The organism is Acinetobacter sp. YH01020 (assembly GCF_013420275.1).
Taxonomy (GTDB): domain Bacteria; phylum Pseudomonadota; class Gammaproteobacteria; order Pseudomonadales; family Moraxellaceae; genus Acinetobacter; species Acinetobacter amyesii.
The window spans coordinates 51,280-73,211 of record NZ_VOYN01000015.1 but is presented as its reverse complement, the minus strand read 5'-3'; the positions used below and the strand labels follow the sequence as shown (position 1 = coordinate 73,211).

Genomic DNA, 21,932 nt, shown 5'->3' with positions numbered 1-21,932 from the left:
AGTCGATTATTTCTTCTACTCTTCTATTCATTTCATTAATCTTGGTTTCACTACACCAGATAAGTTGGGCAAAAAATATAACTCTGTATACTGGCTCACCGTATCATATTGACCAAAATCATATCCTCTACTTCAATATTTCCACTATGCCCGAAGGCATCATTGCTGCGCAGATTGACCTAAATCAAATTTTTCCAAATATAAATACTAACGTGCTAAAGGGCAAAAATTATGATTTCAATAATAATCAAATTGAAATCATTAGTTATCAAGGCTTACCAATAGTCATTAATTTCTCAGTCAATACTAAAAACAAGAATATTGAAAATTCAACCTATTTTTCTATTTCTAAAGAACATAAAAATTCTTTATCAAAACCAATCAATATTAAATCTCACCCTATTTCCATGGAAAAATTAAATCATTTTGAACAGATTTTTTATAAAGATAATTCTCATTTATTGAAAAAGAATTTAGCTGATGAGCCATATTTAATAAATCTATTCATGTTCCATGCAGCAATAAATGATTTTGATGATATGAATGATTTTTTCCAAAATGCGATAAAGAACCTGACACAGAAAAATGATATTGATAATTATGAAAAAGCCAAAAATTTGTATCTTGAATATTTAAATTTTGGTGAAAACAATGAATTTTATGATACCACCTTAATTATGGCGGCAATCGAGCAGACAGATATTTCTTTCATCAAAAAAATGAAGCTGAGAAAAATAAATGAACTTGTAGTAGATGAAGTTGAACCACAAACATATTATTTCACTAGATGCTCCCCATTAGGTAAAGCTATTCGCCTAAATCTATATCAGATAATTTCTTATTTACTTGAAAAAGGCGCTTCAACCGAAATCGTGTGTATTTCTAAATTTAATGAAGAACAATCAGCATTAGCTCTTGCAGAACATTATAAAAATAAAAAAGTTATTAAATTAATTAATTCAACTTTGAAGCCCAAATAGGACTTGTAATGAATTAAGAGATCTTCTTTATATAAAGTCTTTCCAGTTCAAATCAGTGCCATTTAAGGCTATAATTGCTTTAAATTTTTGTATATTTCCCGTTTTTTCATTATGAGCAAACACGATTCTTCGCTTTCAAAAGATCAGTACAACCTACTGAAATCTTTTAAAAAGCAAATTACGAATCCACATTCCTCAACGATTGCTAAACAGCCTGAGCCAACGCCAAAGACTGTTGAACAAGAGCAGGAAGAAGACTTCGCGCTTTTCCAAAAGCAAATGCAAGGTGTTCAAAAAATGAATGCAGGAAATATTGCAAAAATGGAAAAAGTGGGTCGTAAAAAACCTGATGCGCAAACGTTGGCTAAACGTGCTGCTGCAATTGGTCCTATGGAAACAGATGATGCATTACTTTCTGATACGCAAGCGATGCTCAACCCTGTTGCCAGCCAAGCGGCCTTAAGCTATCGCATTGCAACCTTACAGCATAAAGTTTTTGAAGATTTAAAAGCCGGTAATCTACGTTGGTTCGAAGCAGTCGACTTACACGGTTGCACTGTAGAAGAAGCTCGTTCGGCTGTGCTGCAAATCATTCAAATGGCGAAAGATGACAATCAAAACGTCATTAAAATTGTGCATGGCAAAGGACCAGAAGCAATTTTAAAAACTTATGTAAATAGTTGGTTACGTCAACATCGTGATGTATTGGCATTTGTGAGCGCCCCAGAAAAACAAGGCGGTACAGGTGCTGTACTGGTTCTGCTTAAACGTGCAGAAAAGAGCCCACAGTTTAAACAATAATCGGATTTAACTCCAAAAGAAGGCATTGTAATAGTTTTCTGCTACAATGCCGTCCTTGTTCAATCTCTCAGTGTAAGTGAACACGTCTTATGTCTATGCAGCAATCCTACGCAAATATCCTAACTGCCGTTGGTGAAGATCTGAATCGCCCAGGTCTTAAAGATACGCCTATGCGTGCTGCTAAAGCTTTTTCATATCTTACTTCTGGTTATAGCCAGACACTTGAAGAAGTGACCAACAATGCGGTTTTCCCATCCGATAACCGTGAAATGGTCTTAGTTAAGAATATCGAATTCTATTCTTTGTGTGAGCACCATTTATTGCCTTTTTATGGCCGTGTACATATTGCTTATCTCCCAGAAGGCAATGTTTTAGGTTTATCAAAATTCGCACGTATTACAGAAATGTTTGCCCGTCGCTTACAAATTCAGGAAAACCTCACCCAGCAGATTGCTGAAGCTGTGGCTGAAGTGACCGGTGCGCGTGGTGTTGCTGTGGTGATTGATTCAGCTCACATGTGCATGATGATGCGCGGTGTAGGTAAACAAGAGTCTACAACACGTACCGTTTCTTTTGTCGGTGACTTTAAAACCAATAAAGAAGAACGCCGTGAATTCCTAAGTGCTGTACCTGAAAGCTATTAATAGAACATTCAGCGTTAGCACTCATAAAAAAGCCTCAAACTCTTGAGGCTTTTTTTATTTGTGTTTTAATGTCGCAAATCATTTGCTTTGATAGCAAAGCACTATTTTCAGGATGAATCATGTCAGATGTATATATTGCTGGTCAGGGTTTAGCGCAAGCCGATCACAGCATAGATTACCCTCGCCCAGACCGTTTGGTTCAGGGCAATCCTAAACGTGAAACTGCAAGCCTGTATGTACACCCCAATATGGACTGCGGGATTTGGCAATGTGAAGTTGGCGCATGGAATATTGTCTTTGCACCGAACAAACAAGAGTTTTTTACTATCCTTGAAGGATTAGTACGTATTCATGATCAACAAGGCGGGTATATCGAAGTTTCTGCTGGCCAAGCGGGCATTATTCCCCCATCGTTTCAGGGCAAGTTTGAAGTTGTTGAAGCCGTCAAAAAATACTATGTAGTTGTCGAAGTTTAAATTACGGTACATCTCGCATAAACGAATTTCCCCATAAAAAACTCCCACATATGGGAGTTTTTTATTCTCAGGATAAATTAGATATACGACAAATGCTTTGTGACTTGAATACAGTTTCGACCATTATTTTTTGCCGCATACAGCGCATGATCTGCTGCATCTAAGAAGCGCTGATAATCAGGATGTCCATCATACTGCACACAACCAATGCTTACGGTAAAACTAAATTGCTGACCTTGTGCCGTTCTTATCAAACCCTTTTCAATATATTGGCGAATATTTTCTGCAATTTTCATCGCACGGTTTACACCAGTATCCACCAAGAGTAATAAGAACTCTTCCCCACCGATACGGAATGCATAATCGCTACCTTGACTATAACGCTGTAAGGCTTCGGCAATAAATTTGAGCGCAAGATCACCTGCCGCATGACCAAACTTATCATTGATCATTTTAAAATAGTCCGCGTCAAAGGCGAGCAAAGACAACGGCGTTTCATTTTGCCGCGCAAAGGTAATTTCACGTGAAATTATCGTACTGAGATAACGACGGTTTAGGAGTTGAGTCAAAGAATCATTGCCAGACTCAATATATTCAGCCACTTGAAATAGTTGATCGACTAAATGCTGAATTTCACGGTTCAATTCACGAATCTGTTGAATCAACTGTTGCAGCTGATCTTTTTCCGTCATCTGCATCGTTTGCTGGGTTAATTGATCGACTTCATAAATTCGGTCAATAATCAGTTGCACCTGATCTGAACCTGAAAAAGCATATGCCGCTTTATGAATGAACCATAGCCCAAACTCTGATTTTGAAAATAAGGGATGATAAAAACCAACATTGCCCGAAAAGATTTTAAACATCAGTTCATTTTCCCAATCGAGCAATGAACCCCGTTGTTTATCTTTATGCACTGCTACATCTTGCATCGCAGAAAATAAGCGATAATTGTGTTTTGTTTATTGGTTTTTTTCCGTATTGATCTCATAAGATCGGCACATGATTTCAGTGCTGAACCCCATAATTTGTACAATATAACCACACATATGGAGAATATTTTTTGTTTGGTTTAACTCTAAAATTTCAAATATTTTACGTTCTATTTCACGTACACCACGCATGATGAACCATGACGGAATACCAACACGCGCGTGTACCATTCCAACTTTCTGTTGTCTTTTGACTGAGCTTTCAAATTCACCATTCAGTGCGACATTAAATGTTTCTAATAACCATTTCTTAATGGTGTCGATGAGCCTTTTTTGAATAATATCGTCTTTAAAAAACTCAGCCGACTCAGGCTCACTCGACATTTTTTCATAAAAAACAGTAACTAAATTTTCAACATGCCTTTGGATAAATTGCAATGCTGCAAGATGTTCATTTTCAGTATATTGATCACAAATATCTTTCCAAGCCTGACTTAGACCTGTAATATATTCTTGATTCATTTGGTGACACAAACCACAGCTATTACAAAGTTAGCAATCATACCTTGCTTTACTTACATAAAAAAACAAATTTATTTGATATTTCATATTTTATCTATTCTAAAAATTAATAAAAAAATACATAACTCAATTTCAATTTATTCCAATCTTGATCATCTTGTTGCTGGTATTCATAGCCAAGTCTTAACGCATTTTGCTGGTTAACGATATATTGTAATTCAGCATCGAGTTTCAGATTCCATTGATGTGCATCTTGCCAATACGGAAGCTCTGCCTGAACTAGACTGTTGAATCGTTCAGACCAAATATTTTGACAACCCAGTGTCGGCCCAAGTCCAACTCTCCATCTCTGATCGAGTGACTTGCCGCCCTGCACCTGCATTTGAGACTGTACATAACACAAATGCGTACGTTCTTGATTAGCCCAGCTATAACCGGATTGCGCTTTTAATTCAGCAACACCATGTTGTTTCGTTTCGCTAAATTGACCTGCATCTACAGACACTTGCTGCCAGCCAAAATTAAAACCCCAAGTTAGCGGTGTTTTAAATGGCGTGATCGGGTTGTAAGAATTGACCGATAAAAAATCAAAATGATTGAGTTTGAGTTGGTCGTCTCGATATTGGATCGAGCCATCCCAAAACATCAGCTGCGTTCCAATCCGAAAGCCACCTTGCGGATCGATCAAATCATGATAAGCCTGACGATGACCGAGTTCGATGTATTTTTCACCTTGAACTTCGCCTACTGTAGCTGAAAAATTTCGCGCATGATGTCCATTGACTGGGTCTAGACTTGGCTGCTTAGGTTCAGTTCGTTGTTTTGGTTGCGAAGATTGACTACGTAAGGCCAAGATTTTACGTAATTTAGGCTGTGTTTCTTCCGCACTCACCTTTCTTCCAATCAGCAATAAATACAGATGGTCATACGCCATTTCTAATATTTTCGCTTGCTCTACTTCATTAAACTGAGAGAGTGCTGTAGACATGTTCTCAGGTTTAATTTCAGCGAGTTTATGCGCTTCGCGTGCTAAACGATATCCATGTTGCTGCGCTTGTGACAAAAGCTGCGTTTCTAATGCAGGACGATAAACCGCTGCTCGAATCAGTTGTTCATCATTGATCGCTTTGATCGTCTCAACGGGAATGGAAGCAACTTTAAATTTTTCGGTTAAATTCAGTGTCGGGCGAACCAAATCCATTAAGCCCAATAATCGATATGCACAGTTATCACTGGCGAAATAATAGGGAAAACTTACATTTTGCATTTCCCAAATATGTTTAACCAAATAACTGGTTTCTTGCTCGGTTAGTGCTAGCTCATATTCCCACAAATCACGACTTTCAAAATCACCATATTCTTTCACTTTACGGTAGTACGGCATCAAGGAATATTCGCCAGGATATTGCCCTGTTAATCCTTTCCATGCATAAGACCAGTTATCTTCTCCAGCAACTGTGGCTGCATAATTAATGGCGTAAGAAACCAGATTTAATTCTTTCTGATCTTTCGGATCGAGACGCAATAAGGTATGTCCAAACATAGAACTTGGATTACCCATAAAGTCTGTGGCGTAGATTAATGTCGCTTTATAAGGCTTAATTTTTCCAAACCATTCATCAAACTCAGGGCAACTTACCGCAGGTAACTGCTCTGAACGGATGGATAACTCTTGCATCAGCCACTGACTACGCGCTGGGAAACGACAACGAAAGGCTTGATTAGGTTCGGCGGTTTGAAACAATGCTGCGACATCTGCCTCTAATTCAGCTTGGGCATTTTGACGGCCATTTTCGGCCAAAAAGTAACCTTTATAGGCAACTTCACTTTGTCCTTTATGATCTGTATATAAAAGTCGCTGCCAACTGATGTGTTCAGACAGTTTTTTTGATTGTGCAAGTTCAATATATCGCTGTAGCTCTACGGTTTTAGAGAGGTTTGGATCTACAACTTGCTGAGCATATAAGATGCTCGGAATCATAAAAGTACAAAATAAAGCAATTGATTTCATTCAGTTATATTCAAATCCATTTTTATATATTTTAGATAATAAAAAACCCTGCCGAGAGACAGGGTTTTAAAAGCATCGATTAAACGTATGCTTTAAGTACTTCATCTTTCGCCATTACGCTTTGTAATGAAGCAAGTACTTGTAAAGAAGACTGGTTTTCAGCTGAATAGATTTCAGCAAAATTTGCTTTAGACACAGCAAAGAAACGTGCTTTATCTGTTGATTGGATGTTTAAAAGCTCAGCCAAAACATTCAGGCTCTCACCTTGACCAACTGCCATATCACGAGCAAGTGATTCAGCATTTTCATTGGTAAATGTTACCGCTTGAGCAGTTACTGTACCTGTACCGCTACAACCTAAAGTACCAAAGGTAATACCAAGTAACTGGTTAGTAAAAATACCGTTGGTAGTCGCAGCTAAAATTTTAGGAATTTTACCTGATTGACCCGCCCAAACTTGAGAACCAACACCACAACCTACGTCACGGTCAGCAAAAGCAGCTGTAGAACCTAGTGCAACGACTGCAACTAAAGCTAATTTTTTTAACATAGCACTTCTCCAGGGAATTTTATTCCATTGTTTTTAATTATTAAAACATGTGTAATTTTGATTACACACCTGTAGATTAACTTGATCTTTTAGATAAGGCAAAACATTTTCATCTAAAACTTTTGGCTAAAAATAATACGTTCTTTTTCACTATTTTTTGAGCAACCAAGTACCATTTTCATCACGTTTTCCAAGGATTTTGAGTACTAAAACCAGACTGAGTAATAGCAACAAATACCAAGAACCAAGTTTCCCCCAACCGACCATATGCCATGCATCGACCTGACTTGGGTATAGCCAAATTTGATAGAAGGTACTGATATTTTCTGCAATCCAAATCAAAAATGCCAAAATCAACAGTACTGGTAACATGGGCAACTGAATCACATGATTTTGTAATTGAAAACTGAGCTTGGTTTTCCAAAAGATCACCACACTCCAAGCAAACAAAAGCATACGAATATCTGGCACAAAAAATTTGGTCATAAAATTAAGATATGACAAAACGGCTAAGCACAGCATATTGCCAAAACGCGGTAAGTTACTGAACGACACCTGATATAGACGTAACGAACGTGCAAAGAAACTTCCTACTGCCGAATACATGAAACCTGCAAATAATGGCACGGTCAGCAGTTTGAAAACGGCAGGCTGCGGATATTGCCATGAGGCAATGTGTGGATGGGTCAGAAATATTTCCATCCCCATAGCCAGCAGATGAAACAGTGCTATGACTTTCGCTTCCGCCCAAGACTCGAGTTTTAAGCAGAGTAAACACACTTGAATGATCAGTGCATAAAACAATAAATAGTCATAACGGAAAAAGCCAAAATATTCCTGACTTCCCATTGCTGCTGTTAATGCAAAAGCGATCAGCAGTAATATCCCAAATAAGGCAGCCGAAGCTGCCTTATAAGAGAACTCAAAACATGATTTTATCATCTTGACCACGGTTGAATCCTAAACCAATTTCCCTAAAGCCTTATAAATACTTGGCACTATATTCATGTACCGTATCAATAAAGGCTTTTGGATTGGCAGGATCTACCCACTGGGTAATACCATGACCTAAGTTCGCCACATAGCCGGTTTTTTCACCGTTGGCATATGCGTCATCTAACATAGCACGCGTCGCTTTCGCGATTGCTTCAGGCGAACCATATAATGTTGCTGGGTCTAAGTTGCCTTGCAAAGCTGCACGGCCTGCGACTGTTTGACGTGCTACATTTAATGGCGTAGTCCAATCTAAACCAAAAGCATCTGCACCCGTTGCAATCATTGGCTCTAACCATTGACCACCACCTTTGGTAAACAAAATCACAGGGACTTTGCGTCCATCTTTTTCACGCTGTAAACCTGCCACGATTTTTTGCATGTAGTTCAGTGAAAATTCAATGTATTCACGGTGTGCTAATGCCCCACCCCAACTATCAAAGATTTGTACGGCTTGGGCACCTGCATCAATCTGCGCATTAAGATATTCACTCACCGCCACAGCCAAACGGTCTAATAAGGCATGCAGCACTTCAGGTTGTGCATACATCATTTGTTTCGTAAAACGAAAATCTTTGCTTGAACCACCTTCCACCATATAGGTTGCCAATGTCCAAGGACTGCCTGAGAAGCCAATCAAAGGAACTTGTCCGCCCAATGCTGAACGAATCGTAGTCACAGCATTCATGACATAATCTAAGTCAGATTTAGCATTAAACTTAGGTAAATTCAGTACATCTTGTTCAGTACGTACAGTTTTATGAAACTTCGGACCTTCACCTGCTTCAAAATACAGTCCCAAACCCAACGCATCAGGTACAGTCAAAATGTCTGAAAATAAAATGGCTGCGTCTAATTCATAACGACGCAAAGGTTGTAAAGTAACTTCACAAGCAAATTCTGTATTTTTACAAAGGGATAGGAAATCACCCGCTTGTGCACGTGTTTCACGATACTCTGGTAAATAACGGCCAGCCTGACGCATCATCCAAACCGGAGTTGCATCTACCGGTTCACGTAATAAGGCACGCAAGAAACGATCATTTTTTAAGGTCGTCATTCACTTTCCCAACTTAATTCGATATTCGCATCATCATATCAAAAAGGTTGTAAATATAATAACTTCTCAAGCATTTAAAAACCGATCATGTTGAGTGCCAAAAATGATATTTACACAAAACAACTACTGCATCTCCACTTTTTTTCTGTAATACTTAGCCAGTTTTTAATACACAGTAAATGAATAATTCTTAAGGTTGAATTACATGTTCGTTCGCACCATGCTCGCACTGAGCCTAAGTTGCATATTTGCTGGTACAGCTATTGCCGCATCTACTGCTGAACAACCATTAACGCCAAAAAAAGTGACTAATGTTGCAGTCCAGGATCCCATTGATCCGTTAGCGACTGAAGCTTCATCTGCAACTAGCCAGATTAGCGCTCAAGAACAAGAAGATCTGAACCAAGCATCGCAAACTTTAGACAGCTTGCAACAATCAGAAGATGTTAAAGCCGACATCGGTGCTGCACCTGCTACAGCGACTGCTACAACTCCAACATCAACTTCGCCTGCTGCCAAAGTTGCTTGGGGTTTAAATGACCTAAATAATGCTCAGTGGTATGACAACATTGGTAAAGGTCAATTCCCTGTTTATGCACGTGCGCATGTCATGCTCAATAATGCACATGCTTCACCGGGTGCAATTGATGGTACCAGTGGTAAAAACACCCTAAAGGCGATCGCTTCATTCCAACAAATGAATGGGTTGAAACCTACAGGGACTTTAACTAAAGAAACTTGGGATGCGCTGATTGCGAAACAAGGTTCTAAACCTGCATTCATTGAATACACGTTGACTGATGCAGACTTGAAAGGTCCTTATGCAGCATCAATTCCACACGACTATGCATTACAAGCAAAAATGAAAGGCTTGTACTACACACGTGTGACTGAAATGTTAGGTGAAAAATTCCACATGGACGAAGACTTTTTGAAAAAGTTGAATCCAAAAGCGACATTTAAAAAAGCTGGTGAAAAAATCTTAGTAGCGAATATTCGTAACGAAGTTCCTGAAGATATTCACCTGATCGTTGCACATAAAGGCGCGAAACAACTTTACTTGTTTAATAGCCGCAACCAAATGATCGGTTCATTCCCGGCAACGATTGGTAGTTCAGATACACCATCACCTACAGGTACATATAAAGTAACAGGTGTTGCACCAAACCCTTGGTACAGCTACTCACCTTCTAACTTTGTTCAAGGCAACAACAGAAAACCATTGTCTTTACCACCTGGTCCAAATGGTCCTGTTGGTAATATCTGGATTGGTTTGAGCAAAAAATCATTTGGTATACACGGTACTCCGAACCCATCTGCAATCTCTAAAACTGCGTCACACGGTTGTATTCGTTTGACCAACTGGGATGCAAATGACTTAGGTAAGAAAGTGAAATCTGGTGTGACTGTTAAATTCTTAGAATAATTTTAGTCATATTTAAAAAAGCCTGCTTCGTGCAGGCTTTTTTTATAGTTGCGCCTTTATGCATAACAAAAGACTCAATCTTGGCTGAGCGTTGCAAAAATAGGATGAATTGTCGCTAAAAAACTATATATCCCGATTTAGTTCAATCCTAAAATAGGCATATGTTCAATAATTAAGATAAGGATGAATGCCATGAATGCTTTTTTACATCCAAGTGAAAACCGTGGTCACGTAAAAATGGGCTGGCTTGAGTCTAAACACAGCTTTTCTTTTGGTAACTGGTATGACCCGAAATACATGGGCGTTAGTGCGCTTCGTGTAATTAATGATGACTTAATTGCAGCCCATGAAGGTTTTGGTCAACACCCACATGACAACATGGAAATTTTGACCTGTGTGTTAAAAGGCACCATTACGCATAAAGACAGCATGGGCAACCATGGTGGCATTTCTGCGGGTGAATGGCAGCTGATGAGCGCGGGAACTGGTGTTCGTCACAGTGAAATGAACCAAGGTGATGAAGATGTTCATTTATTGCAAATTTGGATCATTCCAAACGAACGTGATGCAGAGCCGACATATCAGCAAATTAAATGCGATCCACGTGATCAACCAGATCAATGGCATTTAATTGTTGGACCGAATGACAATGCACCGATGCATATTCGCCAACAAGCTGAAGTGAAAACAGCAGTCATTTCTAAAGGTCAATCTTTAGACATTGAAGCAACACAACACATTAACTATGTGCATGTCATTTCAGGCTCAGTGAAAATTGCTGAACATACCGTTGAAGCTGGTGGCGCAATCGCCTTTCTAGAAGCTAGCAAAATTGAAGCGCTTGAAGATGCTCAAGTGATTTGGTTTGATTTACCCGAAGTAAAATAATTAAAAGCCCTCAAATGTGAGGGCTTTTTTTATGCCGCTTGGCTTAGGCGTTCACTGCGTTGATACAACCACATCAACACCAAAGTTGGAATGATAAATCCTGCAGCCACCATGATGCCATGTAGGATTGAGGCATAAGGTTCAGCAAGCATGGCCACATGTTTCATTGGAGATGTCAATGGATGGAATCACTTTAAACGTCTCGAAATCAAGCATTTCGAGATATTCTTAAATGACACTCAGCATCTAATTATCTAGATAAAATTCATCAATCAAAGGTGATTTTATTCTATTGCTGATGCAATCTATCTAATCAGCCTTCAGTTTCCACGCGATAAAAATGATTTTGCATAAAGACGCAAAACATAGAGGCAAATAATTGCCGATCTTGTTCAGTTTGAAAGATGCCCCCGAAATAGTCTCGATCTATGGTTAAAATTAAATTTAAGAATATTGCCTGCTTGGGAACCACTCCCATTCTTTGGCAATATGCAAAATATGCACTGACATCTTCAAATAAAATCCACCATTCCTGTGGACTTCCAATCTGAATGCCACCTAATGAATGCTCTAGATCAAACATCGCATTAAGCAGATATTGAAAATTTTGCTGTGAACTTTGAAATTGAAATCTCGGATAATCTGTTGTTAGATTTAATTCGATCAGATGTAAATGGATTCTCCGAGCACGCTCTAATCTACATTTAACTTTTACATATTGTTGATAACGACGTCGATCTTTTGCTGTGACCGTTGTTAAGCGAGACAAATCCATATTGTCGTGTAAATCACTGAGTTTTACTTCACACGCTATTGCATTTTTAGCAGTACGCTGCGCAGCTTGAAATCGGTTCTCACCTGCTGTTTTAGTCAGTGCCAGTATCGCGTCAATAATATGCGCTTGAAAACCCATAGCACGAAGCTCATCCATCGTTGTCGCAGTATCTTCTAAAATGTCATGTAATACAGCGACGATTTTAGCATCAAGATGCTGCACATTTTGCATCACACGAAGTGGATGTTGAATATAGGCTTGTCCCGCTTTATCGACTTGTCCGAAATGGCGTTCAGTCGCCAAAGAAATCGCATTTTCTAAAGTTGAAATAAAGAATCTCCCCTTCGTGGTCTTTTTTATTTTTCTCCATCATATTAACCAATGAATACATCTATTTATAGCTCTAAGCACGCCCCTAACGACACAACTTGACTCGATAAAATGCATGTTTTCCAAGACTTCCGTGAGGTAGATCTTTTGCAAATAGTTCTATGCCATTCGCGCCAACATTTCCAAAGTAATTTTTTTCACCTCTTCTTTACTTTGCTGAATATGGCTGCGCATTTTCTCCAATGCCGCTGTAACATTATGTCCAAGGATCAATTGTAAAATCTGTTGATGCTCTGCATAAGTGGCTTCAATTCGATAATCTTTAGAAAAATCTAAGCGACGAATAATACGGATTTTTTCACTCACATCCCGATGCACCTTTGCCATTTCACTATTAGCGATTGCTTCAAGCAATTGGCAGTGAAATGCTTCATCTTGCATCGATAAAGTTTTTAAATCATGCAAAAACTGCTCAGGCGGAATACACCACACATTTACTAAGTCTTGTAAAGCCTGTTTGAGCTGAGTTGATTCCATTTTACAAAGTTGCTCAATGGCATAGCACTCCAGCAAAATCCTTAAATCATACAGTTCTTCATAAGCTTTAAAGTTCAGCGGCTTCACCTCCCAACCGCTACGAAAATGTACTCTTACATAGCCATCTTGCTGTAAACGGTATAAAGCCTGACGTACGGGTGTACGGCTCACTTCATACAACTCGGCAATTTCAGATTCGGTAAAACGTGCGCCCGGTTTGAGCTGGAAATCAAAAATATCGTTTTTTATTTTTTGGAAAACCAGCTCAGACAAGTTGTCTGAGCTTTTCCCAACAATGGCTGAAGTCATTGTTTATTCCATATAAACCAGCGGTTCACCGCTATGTACCGTTTGTCCTGCACGGCAAATAATCGCTTTCACGATACCATCATCATCGGCATAGACTGGAAGCTCCATTTTCATCGCTTCAATAATGGCTACAGTCTCACCTTTCTTCACAGACTGTCCAGCTTCGACAAAAATTTTCCAAATGTTGCCGGTCATCGATGCATTTAAAGCTGCATACTGGCTATAGTCGGTATCATCTTGCAGGATTTCCATTTCCGCAGGCGCATCAAACTCATCTTTCCAGCGTTCAACTTCAGTTGTAAATGCCTGCAGCTGCTGCGCTTTAAATTCGGCAATACTGTCCTTTTCTGTTTCTAAAAAGGCTTGATAGGCTGCAAAATCAAATTCAGTTTCTTCAATTTTGATTTCCGCCACACCATTGGCAAAGTCAGCACGGAATTGATCCAGTTCAGCTTCGGTTACTTCATAATATTTAATTTGATCAAAGAAGCGTAAGAACCATTGCTGATCGCCAAACTGTTTGTTCTTTTTAAACTTATTCCAAATAGGCAGTGTACGGCCAATCAATTGATAACCGCCTGGTGAGTCCATGCCATAGATACACATGTACATACCGCCAATACCCACTGTGCCTTCTGCAGTAAAAGTACGTGCAGGGTTATATTTCGAGCTGAGCAAACGATGACGCGGATCAATTGGCACTGCACAAGGTGCAGTTAAATACACATCGCCCAAACCTAAAATTAAGTAATTTGCATCGAAAATGATGTCTTTGACTTGCTCACGGCTGTCTAAGCCATTAATACGCTGAATGAAATCGACGTTATTTGGCAACCATGGCGCTTTGGCACAAACACTTTCTTGATAACGTTCTACAGCACCTAAAGTTGCCGAATCCTCAAATGCCATCGGCAAGTGAATAATACGGGATGGAATTTTAATTTGGCTCAAATCGCCCATCTCATTTTCGAGACCCAATAAGAACTGAATCAAATTCGCTTGGCTGAAACGCAATCCATCATATTTAATTTGCAGTGAACGTACACCTGGTGAAAGCTCTAAGATGCCATCAATATTCGCTTCACGAATCAGCTGCATCAGTCGATAAACACGTAAGCGCAATGCAAGGTCGAGAACGTTTTCGCCATATTCCAGCAAGATGTAACTGTCACCTGCCTGACGATATATAGCTTTCGGCGCATACGCATCTGCTTCACGCACTGCCAATATCCCTTCTGGCTTACATTCAAAAGTTGCCGCCTGTTTTGCTTCAGGTGCTTGAGCAAAGTTTTGGATATCGGCAATTTGTTGAACTTCCAAGGCATTGGCTTGTTCAACACTCATCGGATAGAAACTGATGCTGTCATCTGCTTTAAGCTGACCAATCTTCCAAAGTTCTGCTTTGGCAATGGTTACTGGGCAAACAAAGCCACCGAGGCTTGGGCCATCTTTAGCCAAAATCACAGGGAAATCACCGGTGAAGTTAATCGCCCCAATGGCATATTCACAATCATGCACATTGGATGGATGTAAACCTGCTTCACCGCCATTTTCACGTGCCCAGCTTGGTGTCGGACCTGTTAGGCGAATACCTAAACGGTTTGAATTAAAGTGCACATTCCATGTTGAAGCAAAGAATTCTTCAATATATTCAGGTTTAAAGAAATCGGGTGCACCATGCGGACCATGCAGCACGCCAATTTTCCATTCTCTGCCATAGCTTGGAATACGCTCTGCTGCCAAAGCTTGCGGTGCTGCTGTTGCAACTTCCAATCCATCTAAAGGCAGGCTTGGATTAACCATTTTAATCATGTCGCCTGCGCGCAGCACTCGCCCTGCATGACCGCCAAAATTACCCAATGCAAAGGTTGAACGACTGCCTAGATATTCAGGTACATTTAGTCCGTTGCGGATTGCAAGATAAGTACGGCAACCTGATTCAACTTGTCCGAGTGCCAAAGTTTGCCCGGCTTTGATGCTGATCGGCTGCCAAAAATCGACATTTACTCCATCTAGAGTCGCGCTGCATGGCGCACCTGCTAAGGCTACGATGCTATCGGCATGAAATTTTAGACTTGGCCCTTGTAAGGTAAATTCAAAGCCTGCTGCCGATTTTGGATTACCCACAACTTGATTGGCCAATTGAAATGCATAATCATCCATCGGGCCTGATGGCGGTACACCAATATCCCAATAGCCCACACGCCCCGGATAGTCTTGAATCGTACTTTGCGTTCCCGGTTGTAGCACTTCAATCACATTTGGAACGTATTTAAAATCATCCAGCAGACGTGTCCAGATTTGCATATTTTCAAAGCGTGCATCTGATACTACGGTATGCGCATAGTCTAAGTTGGTACTGATGCCATTCAGGCGGGTTTCAGCCAAGGCTGTTTTTAGCTTAGCAATCGCACTGTCTCTGTCTGCTGCATGCACAATAATTTTGGCAATCATCGGGTCAAAATATTGTGAAATTTCAGTGCCTGTAGATACCCACGTATCCACACGGATGTCTTCAGGGAAATACACATCCGTGAGTACACCCGGACTTGGCTGGAAGTTTTTCACTGGGTCTTCCGCATAGATTCGCACTTCAATGGCAGCGCCATTGGGCTGAATATTGCTGAGTTTTTCCCAATCTAAAGCATCACCTGCCGCCACTTTGAGCATGCATTCAATCAGATCTAAACCCGTCACCATTTCAGTGACTGGATGTTCAACCTGCAAACGGGTATTCACTTCAAGGAAATACACTTCATCACGGGCAGCATCATAGATAAACTCAACTGTGCCTGCGCTGCGGTATTTCACCAATTGTCCGAGCTCTACAGCAGCACGGTGCAATTTTTGACGGGTCGCTTCAGGTAAATGCGGTGCTGGTGTTTCTTCCACCACTTTTTGGTTACGGCGCTGCAAGGAACAATCACGCTCACCAAAGGCAACGACTTGCCCTAAACCATCACCAAAAATTTGTACTTCTACATGACGGGCTTTATCGACAAAACGCTCGAGGAAAACACCCGCATCTTTAAAAAACTGCTCGACTAGACGCTTTACACTTTCATACGCATCTTTTAATGATTGTTCATCATCACAGCGGGTTAAACCAATCCCGCCACCGCCTGCGGTGCTTTTCAGCATGATGGGATAGCCAATCTCTGCAGCAGATGCGAGTGCTTCATCCAAACTTGCCAATAAACCTGTGCCCGGTGTCATGGGTACATTGGCTGCCGCAGCCAATTCACGTGCACGATGCTTCAAGCCAAATTCTAAAATTTGTTCGGCGGTTGGCCCCATAAAAGCAATGTTATTTTCCTCACATGCACGGGCAAAGTCGGCACTTTCAGATAAGAAACCATAACCGGGAAATATTGCTTCAGCACCAGTTTGTTTGGCTGCTTGAATCAATTTTTCAATACTTAAATAAGTCTCTGCAGGTTTAATACCTTCAAGAGAAACTGCCACATCTGCATCTAAGACATGCTGTGCATAACGGTCGGTCTCTGAATACACGGCAACAGATTTCACACCTAATTTTTTTAGAGTACGAATCGCACGAACAGCAATTTCACCACGGTTTGCAATTAAAACTGTTTTAAACATGATTATTTCCCCGATTTTTTTAATTTGATTTTGCTGTTGTTGCTTGCAGTGATTGGACATAGGCGCGCCAGCCGCCAAATTCACTGATATTTTTTGCACCGTTTAGGCCATAAGGTTCACAAATAAAGCCTTTCACCCAACGTCCATCGGCAAGCTCGATATTGCCCATACCCAGTGGTGTTGGAATTTCGGCGACAAATTCACCAAAGCGTGCTTTTGGAATATCCCAAAGCTCGACAATAATTTTTTGACCCGCTTCCTGACGCGCTAAACCTGGTTTCGGAGGTACTGTGCCCGGCAGTGCATAAAGAGTGTAATCGGCAGAAGTGGTTGTGGTTTCAACATGCACGGCTTGGCGTGTTGTCAGTTGGAAATTGAGTGGCATGCCTGTGAGATGTGCGCCTACGACTGCAACTCGAAAATGTTGTGCGGATGGTGCAGACATGACTGAATTTGCTTCAGGCAATGTTTTAGCTACTGCACCGAGTGGTAATTTCAAATGCTTTTGCCATTTTTCGGCAAAATCTGCTAAAGCCGTATCGTGCCAAGCTGGTGCAATGAATGTGATTCCAAAAGGCAGCCCGTCGGCACGAAAGCCTGCAGGTACAGCGATGGCACTAAGGTCTGCTAAATTGGTAAAGTTGGTATAGGTGCCAAAGTGGCTATTATTTTCAATTGGCGATTCAGCCATTTCTGCAAGCGTGTGTATGGTTGGCGAGCTTGGCACCACTAAGGCATCAAATTGCGCTAAGGTTTGCTGAATGTCTCGAGCCAATTCTTGCTTTAAATATTCGGCGTTATAAGCATCAACCGCAGTGTACTGCTGGCCTTTTTGAATAATTTCTAAAACTGTTGGATCAAAGTCTTGTACCGATGTTTCTAATAAGTCTGCAACTGCAGCAGTACGCTCTGCAACCCATGACCCTTGGTAAAGTTGGCTCGCCAATTGACTAAAAGCACTGAAATCAATTTCAGTCAGTTCTGCCCCTAAGTTTTTTAATTCAATTAATGCTTGCTGAAATGCATCCGCCGATTGAGCATCACCAAAAAATTCTAATTGTTTTGGAATGGCTAACTTTAATTGTGCACTGAACTTTGCAGGCGCTGTAGCAGGATTCACACGTGAATAACTGTCGGTTACATCAAAACCTTCCATAACTTCTGACACTGCAGTTGCATCAACGACAGTTAAAGCAAAAATTGAAATGCAATCTAAGCTTTTACACGCAGGCAGTAAGCCAGTATTTGAAAAGCGACCTTTGGTCGGCTTTAAGCCAACAATATTATTAAATGCTGCGGGTATACGCCCTGAGCCTGCTGTATCTGTACCGAGCGCAATCGGGACTAAACCGCGCGCCACCACACTGCCTGAACCTGAACTTGAACCACCGCTTACAAAGTCAGAATTAAAAGTATTCGGCACTGCACCAAATGGCGAACGTGTACCGACCAATCCTGTGGCAAATTGATCTAGATTAGTTTTGCCTACAATAATCGCACCCGCTTGTTTTAAGCGTTGCACCACAAAGGCATCTTCAATTTTGATTTCGGTAAATAATTTGAATGCAGCCGTTGACGCAAAGCCCACCACATCAATATTGTCTTTAACTGCGATAGGCACACCAAATAAAGGTAAGGCAGTCGCATTTTCGATTTGTTTTAAAGCTTCAATCTGCGCAGTTAATTGCTCTATAGAGGCAATGGAAATCCATGCTGGATCTGCATGATCAAATTGCTCGACCAAGGCATATAAGTCTTCGAGTTGAATTGTGTTATTCGTGTAGCCCGCTTTCCATTCCGCTAAAGTCCAGCCTAAAGTTTTTATTGAGTTCATTGATGTGCTCATTCTTGTATCCAAGTTTGAATACTGTATTGCACACATCATGCCAAAATTAATTTTTTATTATTTTTCAATATCTTAATATTAAAAAACAATCATTTCCCTATTTTATTTAGGCAATACAAAACGATAAGTGTTCTATTAAGTTTCCAAGCTCCACTATTTTGGTGCATGACTTTTATAATCGTGTTTTCAATAGATTCTTTTCATTTAGATGCGGATATAAATACAGTGAACTTTCTATTTTCACTCTTTATAAACTTTCAATTTAAATGTTTTTATGACTTTGAACTTAGAATAAAAACAACTGAGAAATATTTTGAATTTTATATATAGAAAAAGATACATCAATGATGGCTAAAGCAATATTGGGCTTTGAGATTGATCGGGTTGAATAGAAAAGTAGTAATAATAAAAGCTATTGATTCGCAAAATTTAGTTAAACAGTCAAAACTAAAAAATGGTGCGCTCAGCGGGACTCGAACCCACGCCACAGGCTTCGGAGACCTGTACTCTATCCAGTTGAGCTATGAGCGCTTATTTTGGATTGCGCACATCATAACAAAAAAAACTGTAAGGTAAAGCAACTATATAGATGTTAGGCTTTTTTCTGCTTAAGCTTTATACAACGTTCTATTTATAAAATGCAGAATTCCATACGATTTACTTGGTTTATTTGCCCCGATATCGCACAATACTCACACTATTTATAGAGTGAATTATTTATGACTGATGCACTAACGTTAAAGCAGCTGTCAAAAACCTATAAAAATGGGTTTCAGGCGCTTAAAGGTATTGATTTAACAGTACCCGAAGGTGAATTTTATGCACTGTTAGGTCCCAATGGTGCAGGAAAATCTACCACGATTAGTATTATCAGTTCACTAGCCCGTAAAACTTCAGGCACTGTCGAAATTTTTGGGCACAATTTAGATACCCATCCCTCGCATGCAAAGCAGTGTTTGGGCGTTGTCCCTCAAGAATTTAACTTTGGTCAATTTGAAAAAACATTTGATATTTTGGTGACTCAAGCTGGTTATTACGGTATTTCTAAAAAGATAGCAGAGAAACGTGCCGAGGAATATTTAGAAAAACTTGGCCTTTGGGAGAAACGCAGTACCCAAGCACGTATGCTATCGGGCGGTATGAAACGCCGTTTAATGATCGCTCGTGCCATGATGCATGAACCTAAACTGCTGATTTTAGATGAGCCAACTGCTGGTGTTGATATTGAGCTACGTCGTTCGATGTGGGATTTCCTCACTGAAATGAACGAAAAAGGCACGTCTATTATTTTAACGACACACTATTTAGAAGAAGCAGAAATGTTGTGCCGTCGAATCGCAATTATTGACCGTGGTGTGATTAAAGAAGACACCAGCATGAAAGGTTTCCTCAGTCAGTTGAATGAAGAAACCTTTATTTTCGATCTAGCCGAACCCATTGAACCGATCCATATTGAAATTATTGGTGTCCGTTTCAACTTAGTTGACCCCGTCACTTTAGAGGTCACTATGGATAAAGCCCATACCTTAAATGATCTATTCCAACTCATGGAATCTCAAGGTATTCAGGTTCGTAGTATGCGTAATAAATCTAACCGACTAGAAGAACTGTTTGTCCGTATGGTCGAAAAAAATCTTGAAGGTGCAGCACAATGAATTTTAACCAACTGTGTATCGCCCTCTACACCTTAGTTTATAAAGAAATTCGCCGTTTCATGCGTATTTGGCCACAAACTCTTCTCCCACCTGCGATCACCATGAGTTTGTACTTTGTGATTTTCGGTAATTTAGTCGGTTCACGCATTGGGCAAATGGGCGGTTTTAGCTATATGCAGTTCATCGTGCCCGGCTTAATTATGATGGCAGTCATTACCAATAGCTATGCCAATGTGTCATCCAGTTTCTTTAGTGCAAAATTTCAAAAAAGCATCGAAGAATTAATCATGAGCCCAGTGCCGTTACACATGGTGCTTTGGGGTTATGTGATCGGTGGCGTTTGCCGTGGTGTTTTAGTCGGCTTTATTGTTACTGCCATGAGCCTATTTTTTACTGAATTACACCTGACTAATATATTTATAACTATATATACAGTTCTCATTACTTCGCTGCTGTTTTCTCTTGGCGGATTTATTAATGCTGTTTATGCAAAATCTTTTGACGACATTTCGATTATCCCGACTTTCGTCCTGACTCCGCTGACTTATTTAGGCGGTGTTTTCTATGCCATCTCATCACTGAGTCCTTTTTGGCAAAATCTCTCTTTAATCAACCCTGTCGTGTATATGGTAAATGCATTCCGCTACGGTATTTTGGGCCATAGCGATGTGAATGTCGGCATTTCACTGACAGTAATTACTGCATGTTGCGTTGTACTTTATGGCGTGGCGTATCATTTACTTTCTCGTGGTTCAGGAATGCGTGAATAATGAGTGTAGAACAATCCCTTTTAGGTAAAGACACCAATTACCCAACAGAATATCAACCTGATATTCTGTTTCCGATTGCACGTGCCACTGCACGTGAACAATATGCCCATGTGGAAGGCATCCGCCAAGGTAAAGACTGGTGGCATGTTTTTGAAATTTCTTGGTTAAATGCTTCTGGTGTGCCTCAAGTCGCTATTGGCCGTTTAACTTTGCCTGCAAGTTCAGAAAACCTGATCGAATCCAAATCTTTAAAGCTCTACTTTAATAGTATGAACTTTACCAAATTTGATTCTCAGGCAGCGTTTAAAGCAACCGTTGAAAAAGACTTATCTGCAGCAGCCAATGCCGCTGTGACTATTGATCTATTTCATGTCGATGATGTTGAAATTTCAAAACCGCAAGGCATCTGTATTGATGACTTAGAACCCACCCAGTTAGAAAATCATCCAAATGCAGCTTTACTCGCTTTAGATGAAGATGCAGCGCAAGAAGAAGTTGAAATTCAACTTTATTCACATTTATTAAGAAGTAACTGTCCAGTCACGGGTCAACCTGATTGGGGAACGGTATTTATACGGTATAAAGGTACTAAGCCTTGTTATCGTAGTATTCTGGCTTATATTATTTCTTACCGTCAGCATAATGGTTTCCACGAACAATGTGTGGAGCAAATGTTTGCCGATATTTGGCAACATTTAAAACCAAGTCAGCTGATGGTATATGCTGCCTATACACGCCGTGGTGGATTGGATATCAACCCTTGTCGTGTATCGGATTTAACATGGATGCCTCGCCCCATTCGATTGGCGCGACAATAAAAAAAT

Annotated in this window: 17 protein-coding genes, 1 tRNA gene and 2 pseudogenes; 9 read left to right on the top strand and 11 right to left on the bottom strand. The window is 40.2% G+C overall.

All coding sequences use genetic code 11. The annotated features are described in order from the left end of the window. The 4 genes from FTT85_RS08085 to FTT85_RS08070 form a co-directional block, all read left to right on the top strand. A partial coding sequence (locus FTT85_RS08085; RefSeq protein ID WP_218955451.1) for a hypothetical protein occupies positions 1-980 on the top strand: 980 nt, incomplete at its 5' end. A gap of 111 nt (positions 981-1,091) precedes the next feature. Next, a complete protein-coding gene (locus tag FTT85_RS08080) occupies positions 1,092-1,781 on the top strand; it encodes a Smr/MutS family protein (protein ID WP_180183284.1) in 690 nt (229 codons plus the stop codon). Between the two features lie 95 nt (positions 1,782-1,876). After that, positions 1,877-2,425, top strand: coding sequence for a GTP cyclohydrolase I FolE (gene folE / locus FTT85_RS08075; protein ID WP_171262632.1), 549 nt, complete (start codon positions 1,877-1,879; stop codon positions 2,423-2,425). Positions 2,426-2,544: 119 nt separating this feature from the next. After that, positions 2,545-2,901 carry a cupin domain-containing protein gene (locus FTT85_RS08070; protein ID WP_180183283.1) on the top strand — a complete coding sequence of 119 codons (357 nt, stop codon included), beginning with the start codon at positions 2,545-2,547 and terminating at the stop codon, positions 2,899-2,901. A gap of 77 nt (positions 2,902-2,978) precedes the next feature. On the opposite strand, the pseudogene FTT85_RS08065 reads toward FTT85_RS08070, so the two are convergent. The 5 genes and pseudogenes from FTT85_RS08065 to hemE all read right to left on the bottom strand — a co-directional run bounded on the left by FTT85_RS08065 (position 2,979) and on the right by hemE (position 8,969). Next, positions 2,979-4,355: pseudogene (locus FTT85_RS08065) on the bottom strand (diguanylate cyclase). A 106-nt stretch (positions 4,356-4,461) separates the two neighbouring features. After that, positions 4,462-6,336: a DUF4105 domain-containing protein gene (locus tag FTT85_RS08060; protein ID WP_373886883.1), complete on the bottom strand. Its 1,875-nt coding sequence runs from the start codon at positions 6,334-6,336 to the stop codon at positions 4,462-4,464. A gap of 109 nt (positions 6,337-6,445) precedes the next feature. Next, complete coding sequence (locus FTT85_RS08055; RefSeq protein WP_078190276.1) at positions 6,446-6,916, bottom strand: DUF3015 family protein; 471 nt, start codon at positions 6,914-6,916, stop codon at positions 6,446-6,448. Positions 6,917-7,066: 150 nt separating this feature from the next. After that, positions 7,067-7,858: a DUF817 domain-containing protein gene (locus FTT85_RS08050; protein ID WP_180183285.1), complete on the bottom strand. Its 792-nt coding sequence runs from the start codon at positions 7,856-7,858 to the stop codon at positions 7,067-7,069. 40 nt (positions 7,859-7,898) lie between these two features. Then, positions 7,899-8,969, bottom strand: a complete 1,071-nt coding sequence (hemE, locus tag FTT85_RS08045) for a uroporphyrinogen decarboxylase (protein WP_180183281.1) — start codon at positions 8,967-8,969, stop codon at positions 7,899-7,901. A gap of 205 nt (positions 8,970-9,174) precedes the next feature. On the opposite strand from hemE, the gene FTT85_RS08040 reads away from it, so the two are divergent. Next, on the top strand, positions 9,175-10,395 hold the full coding sequence (locus tag FTT85_RS08040) for a L,D-transpeptidase (protein WP_078191979.1): 1,221 nt from the start codon (positions 9,175-9,177) through the stop codon (positions 10,393-10,395). Positions 10,396-10,587: 192 nt separating this feature from the next. Then, the gene (locus FTT85_RS08035) at positions 10,588-11,283 is read left to right on the top strand and encodes a pirin-like bicupin family protein (protein ID WP_180088025.1); all 696 of its coding nucleotides are present in this window, start codon (positions 10,588-10,590) and stop codon (positions 11,281-11,283) included. 29 nt (positions 11,284-11,312) lie between these two features. Here the strand turns inward: FTT85_RS08035 and FTT85_RS08030 are convergent, their stop codons facing one another. The 6 genes and pseudogenes from FTT85_RS08030 to FTT85_RS08005 form a co-directional block, all read right to left on the bottom strand. Next, entirely contained in the window at positions 11,313-11,450 is a 138-nt protein-coding gene (locus FTT85_RS08030; RefSeq protein WP_180183280.1) for a hypothetical protein, read from the bottom strand. 536 nt (positions 11,451-11,986) lie between these two features. Then, positions 11,987-12,388: pseudogene (locus FTT85_RS08025) on the bottom strand (guanosine-3',5'-bis(diphosphate) 3'-pyrophosphohydrolase); the annotation flags it as partial. Between the two features lie 159 nt (positions 12,389-12,547). Beyond that, on the bottom strand, positions 12,548-13,234 hold the full coding sequence (locus FTT85_RS08020; RefSeq protein WP_180183279.1) for a GntR family transcriptional regulator: 687 nt from the start codon (positions 13,232-13,234) through the stop codon (positions 12,548-12,550). A gap of 3 nt (positions 13,235-13,237) precedes the next feature. Continuing rightward, the gene (uca, locus tag FTT85_RS08015) at positions 13,238-16,837 is read right to left on the bottom strand and encodes an urea carboxylase (RefSeq protein ID WP_180183278.1); all 3,600 of its coding nucleotides are present in this window, start codon (positions 16,835-16,837) and stop codon (positions 13,238-13,240) included. Positions 16,838-16,856: 19 nt separating this feature from the next. After that, positions 16,857-18,671 carry an allophanate hydrolase gene (gene atzF / locus FTT85_RS08010; RefSeq protein ID WP_180183277.1) on the bottom strand — a complete coding sequence of 605 codons (1,815 nt, stop codon included), beginning with the start codon at positions 18,669-18,671 and terminating at the stop codon, positions 16,857-16,859. A 467-nt stretch (positions 18,672-19,138) separates the two neighbouring features. Then, a tRNA-Arg gene (locus FTT85_RS08005) sits at positions 19,139-19,214 on the bottom strand. 188 nt (positions 19,215-19,402) lie between these two features. Between FTT85_RS08005 and FTT85_RS08000 the strand changes: the two genes are divergently transcribed. The 3 genes from FTT85_RS08000 to queF are packed head-to-tail and all read left to right on the top strand — an operon-like array spanning position 19,403 to position 21,926. Next, positions 19,403-20,338 (top strand): ABC transporter ATP-binding protein, encoded by a 936-nt coding sequence (locus FTT85_RS08000; RefSeq protein WP_180183276.1) that lies wholly within the window; start codon positions 19,403-19,405, stop codon positions 20,336-20,338. Then, entirely contained in the window at positions 20,335-21,108 is a 774-nt protein-coding gene (locus tag FTT85_RS07995) for an ABC transporter permease (RefSeq protein ID WP_111883995.1), read from the top strand. Before FTT85_RS08000 ends, FTT85_RS07995 begins: the two co-directional genes overlap by 4 nt. Then, a complete protein-coding gene (queF, locus tag FTT85_RS07990) occupies positions 21,108-21,926 on the top strand; it encodes an NADPH-dependent 7-cyano-7-deazaguanine reductase QueF (RefSeq protein ID WP_180183275.1) in 819 nt (272 codons plus the stop codon). Before FTT85_RS07995 ends, queF begins: the two co-directional genes overlap by 1 nt. The last annotated feature ends 6 nt before the right edge of the window (positions 21,927-21,932 follow it).

What these genes read in the sequence shown, in the direction of transcription:
- FTT85_RS08040 (WP_078191979.1), top strand. Translation starts at nt 9,175, where the DNA reads ATGTTCGTTCGCACCATGCTCGCACTGAGCCTAAGTTGCATATTTGCT.
- atzF (WP_180183277.1), bottom strand. Translation starts at nt 18,671, where the DNA reads ATGAACTCAATAAAAACTTTAGGCTGGACTTTAGCGGAATGGAAAGCG.
- hemE (WP_180183281.1), bottom strand. Translation starts at nt 8,969, where the DNA reads ATGACGACCTTAAAAAATGATCGTTTCTTGCGTGCCTTATTACGTGAA.
- FTT85_RS08070 (WP_180183283.1), top strand. Translation starts at nt 2,545, where the DNA reads ATGTCAGATGTATATATTGCTGGTCAGGGTTTAGCGCAAGCCGATCAC.
- FTT85_RS08020 (WP_180183279.1), bottom strand. Translation starts at nt 13,234, where the DNA reads ATGACTTCAGCCATTGTTGGGAAAAGCTCAGACAACTTGTCTGAGCTG.
- uca (WP_180183278.1), bottom strand. Translation starts at nt 16,837, where the DNA reads ATGTTTAAAACAGTTTTAATTGCAAACCGTGGTGAAATTGCTGTTCGT.
- queF (WP_180183275.1), top strand. Translation starts at nt 21,108, where the DNA reads ATGAGTGTAGAACAATCCCTTTTAGGTAAAGACACCAATTACCCAACA.
- folE (WP_171262632.1), top strand. Translation starts at nt 1,877, where the DNA reads ATGCAGCAATCCTACGCAAATATCCTAACTGCCGTTGGTGAAGATCTG.
- FTT85_RS08030 (WP_180183280.1), bottom strand. Translation starts at nt 11,450, where the DNA reads ATGAAACATGTGGCCATGCTTGCTGAACCTTATGCCTCAATCCTACAT.
- FTT85_RS08050 (WP_180183285.1), bottom strand. Translation starts at nt 7,858, where the DNA reads ATGATAAAATCATGTTTTGAGTTCTCTTATAAGGCAGCTTCGGCTGCC.
- FTT85_RS08000 (WP_180183276.1), top strand. Translation starts at nt 19,403, where the DNA reads ATGACTGATGCACTAACGTTAAAGCAGCTGTCAAAAACCTATAAAAAT.
- FTT85_RS08035 (WP_180088025.1), top strand. Translation starts at nt 10,588, where the DNA reads ATGAATGCTTTTTTACATCCAAGTGAAAACCGTGGTCACGTAAAAATG.
- FTT85_RS08080 (WP_180183284.1), top strand. Translation starts at nt 1,092, where the DNA reads ATGAGCAAACACGATTCTTCGCTTTCAAAAGATCAGTACAACCTACTG.
- FTT85_RS08060 (WP_373886883.1), bottom strand. Translation starts at nt 6,336, where the DNA reads ATGATTCCGAGCATCTTATATGCTCAGCAAGTTGTAGATCCAAACCTC.
- FTT85_RS08055 (WP_078190276.1), bottom strand. Translation starts at nt 6,916, where the DNA reads ATGTTAAAAAAATTAGCTTTAGTTGCAGTCGTTGCACTAGGTTCTACA.
- FTT85_RS07995 (WP_111883995.1), top strand. Translation starts at nt 20,335, where the DNA reads ATGAATTTTAACCAACTGTGTATCGCCCTCTACACCTTAGTTTATAAA.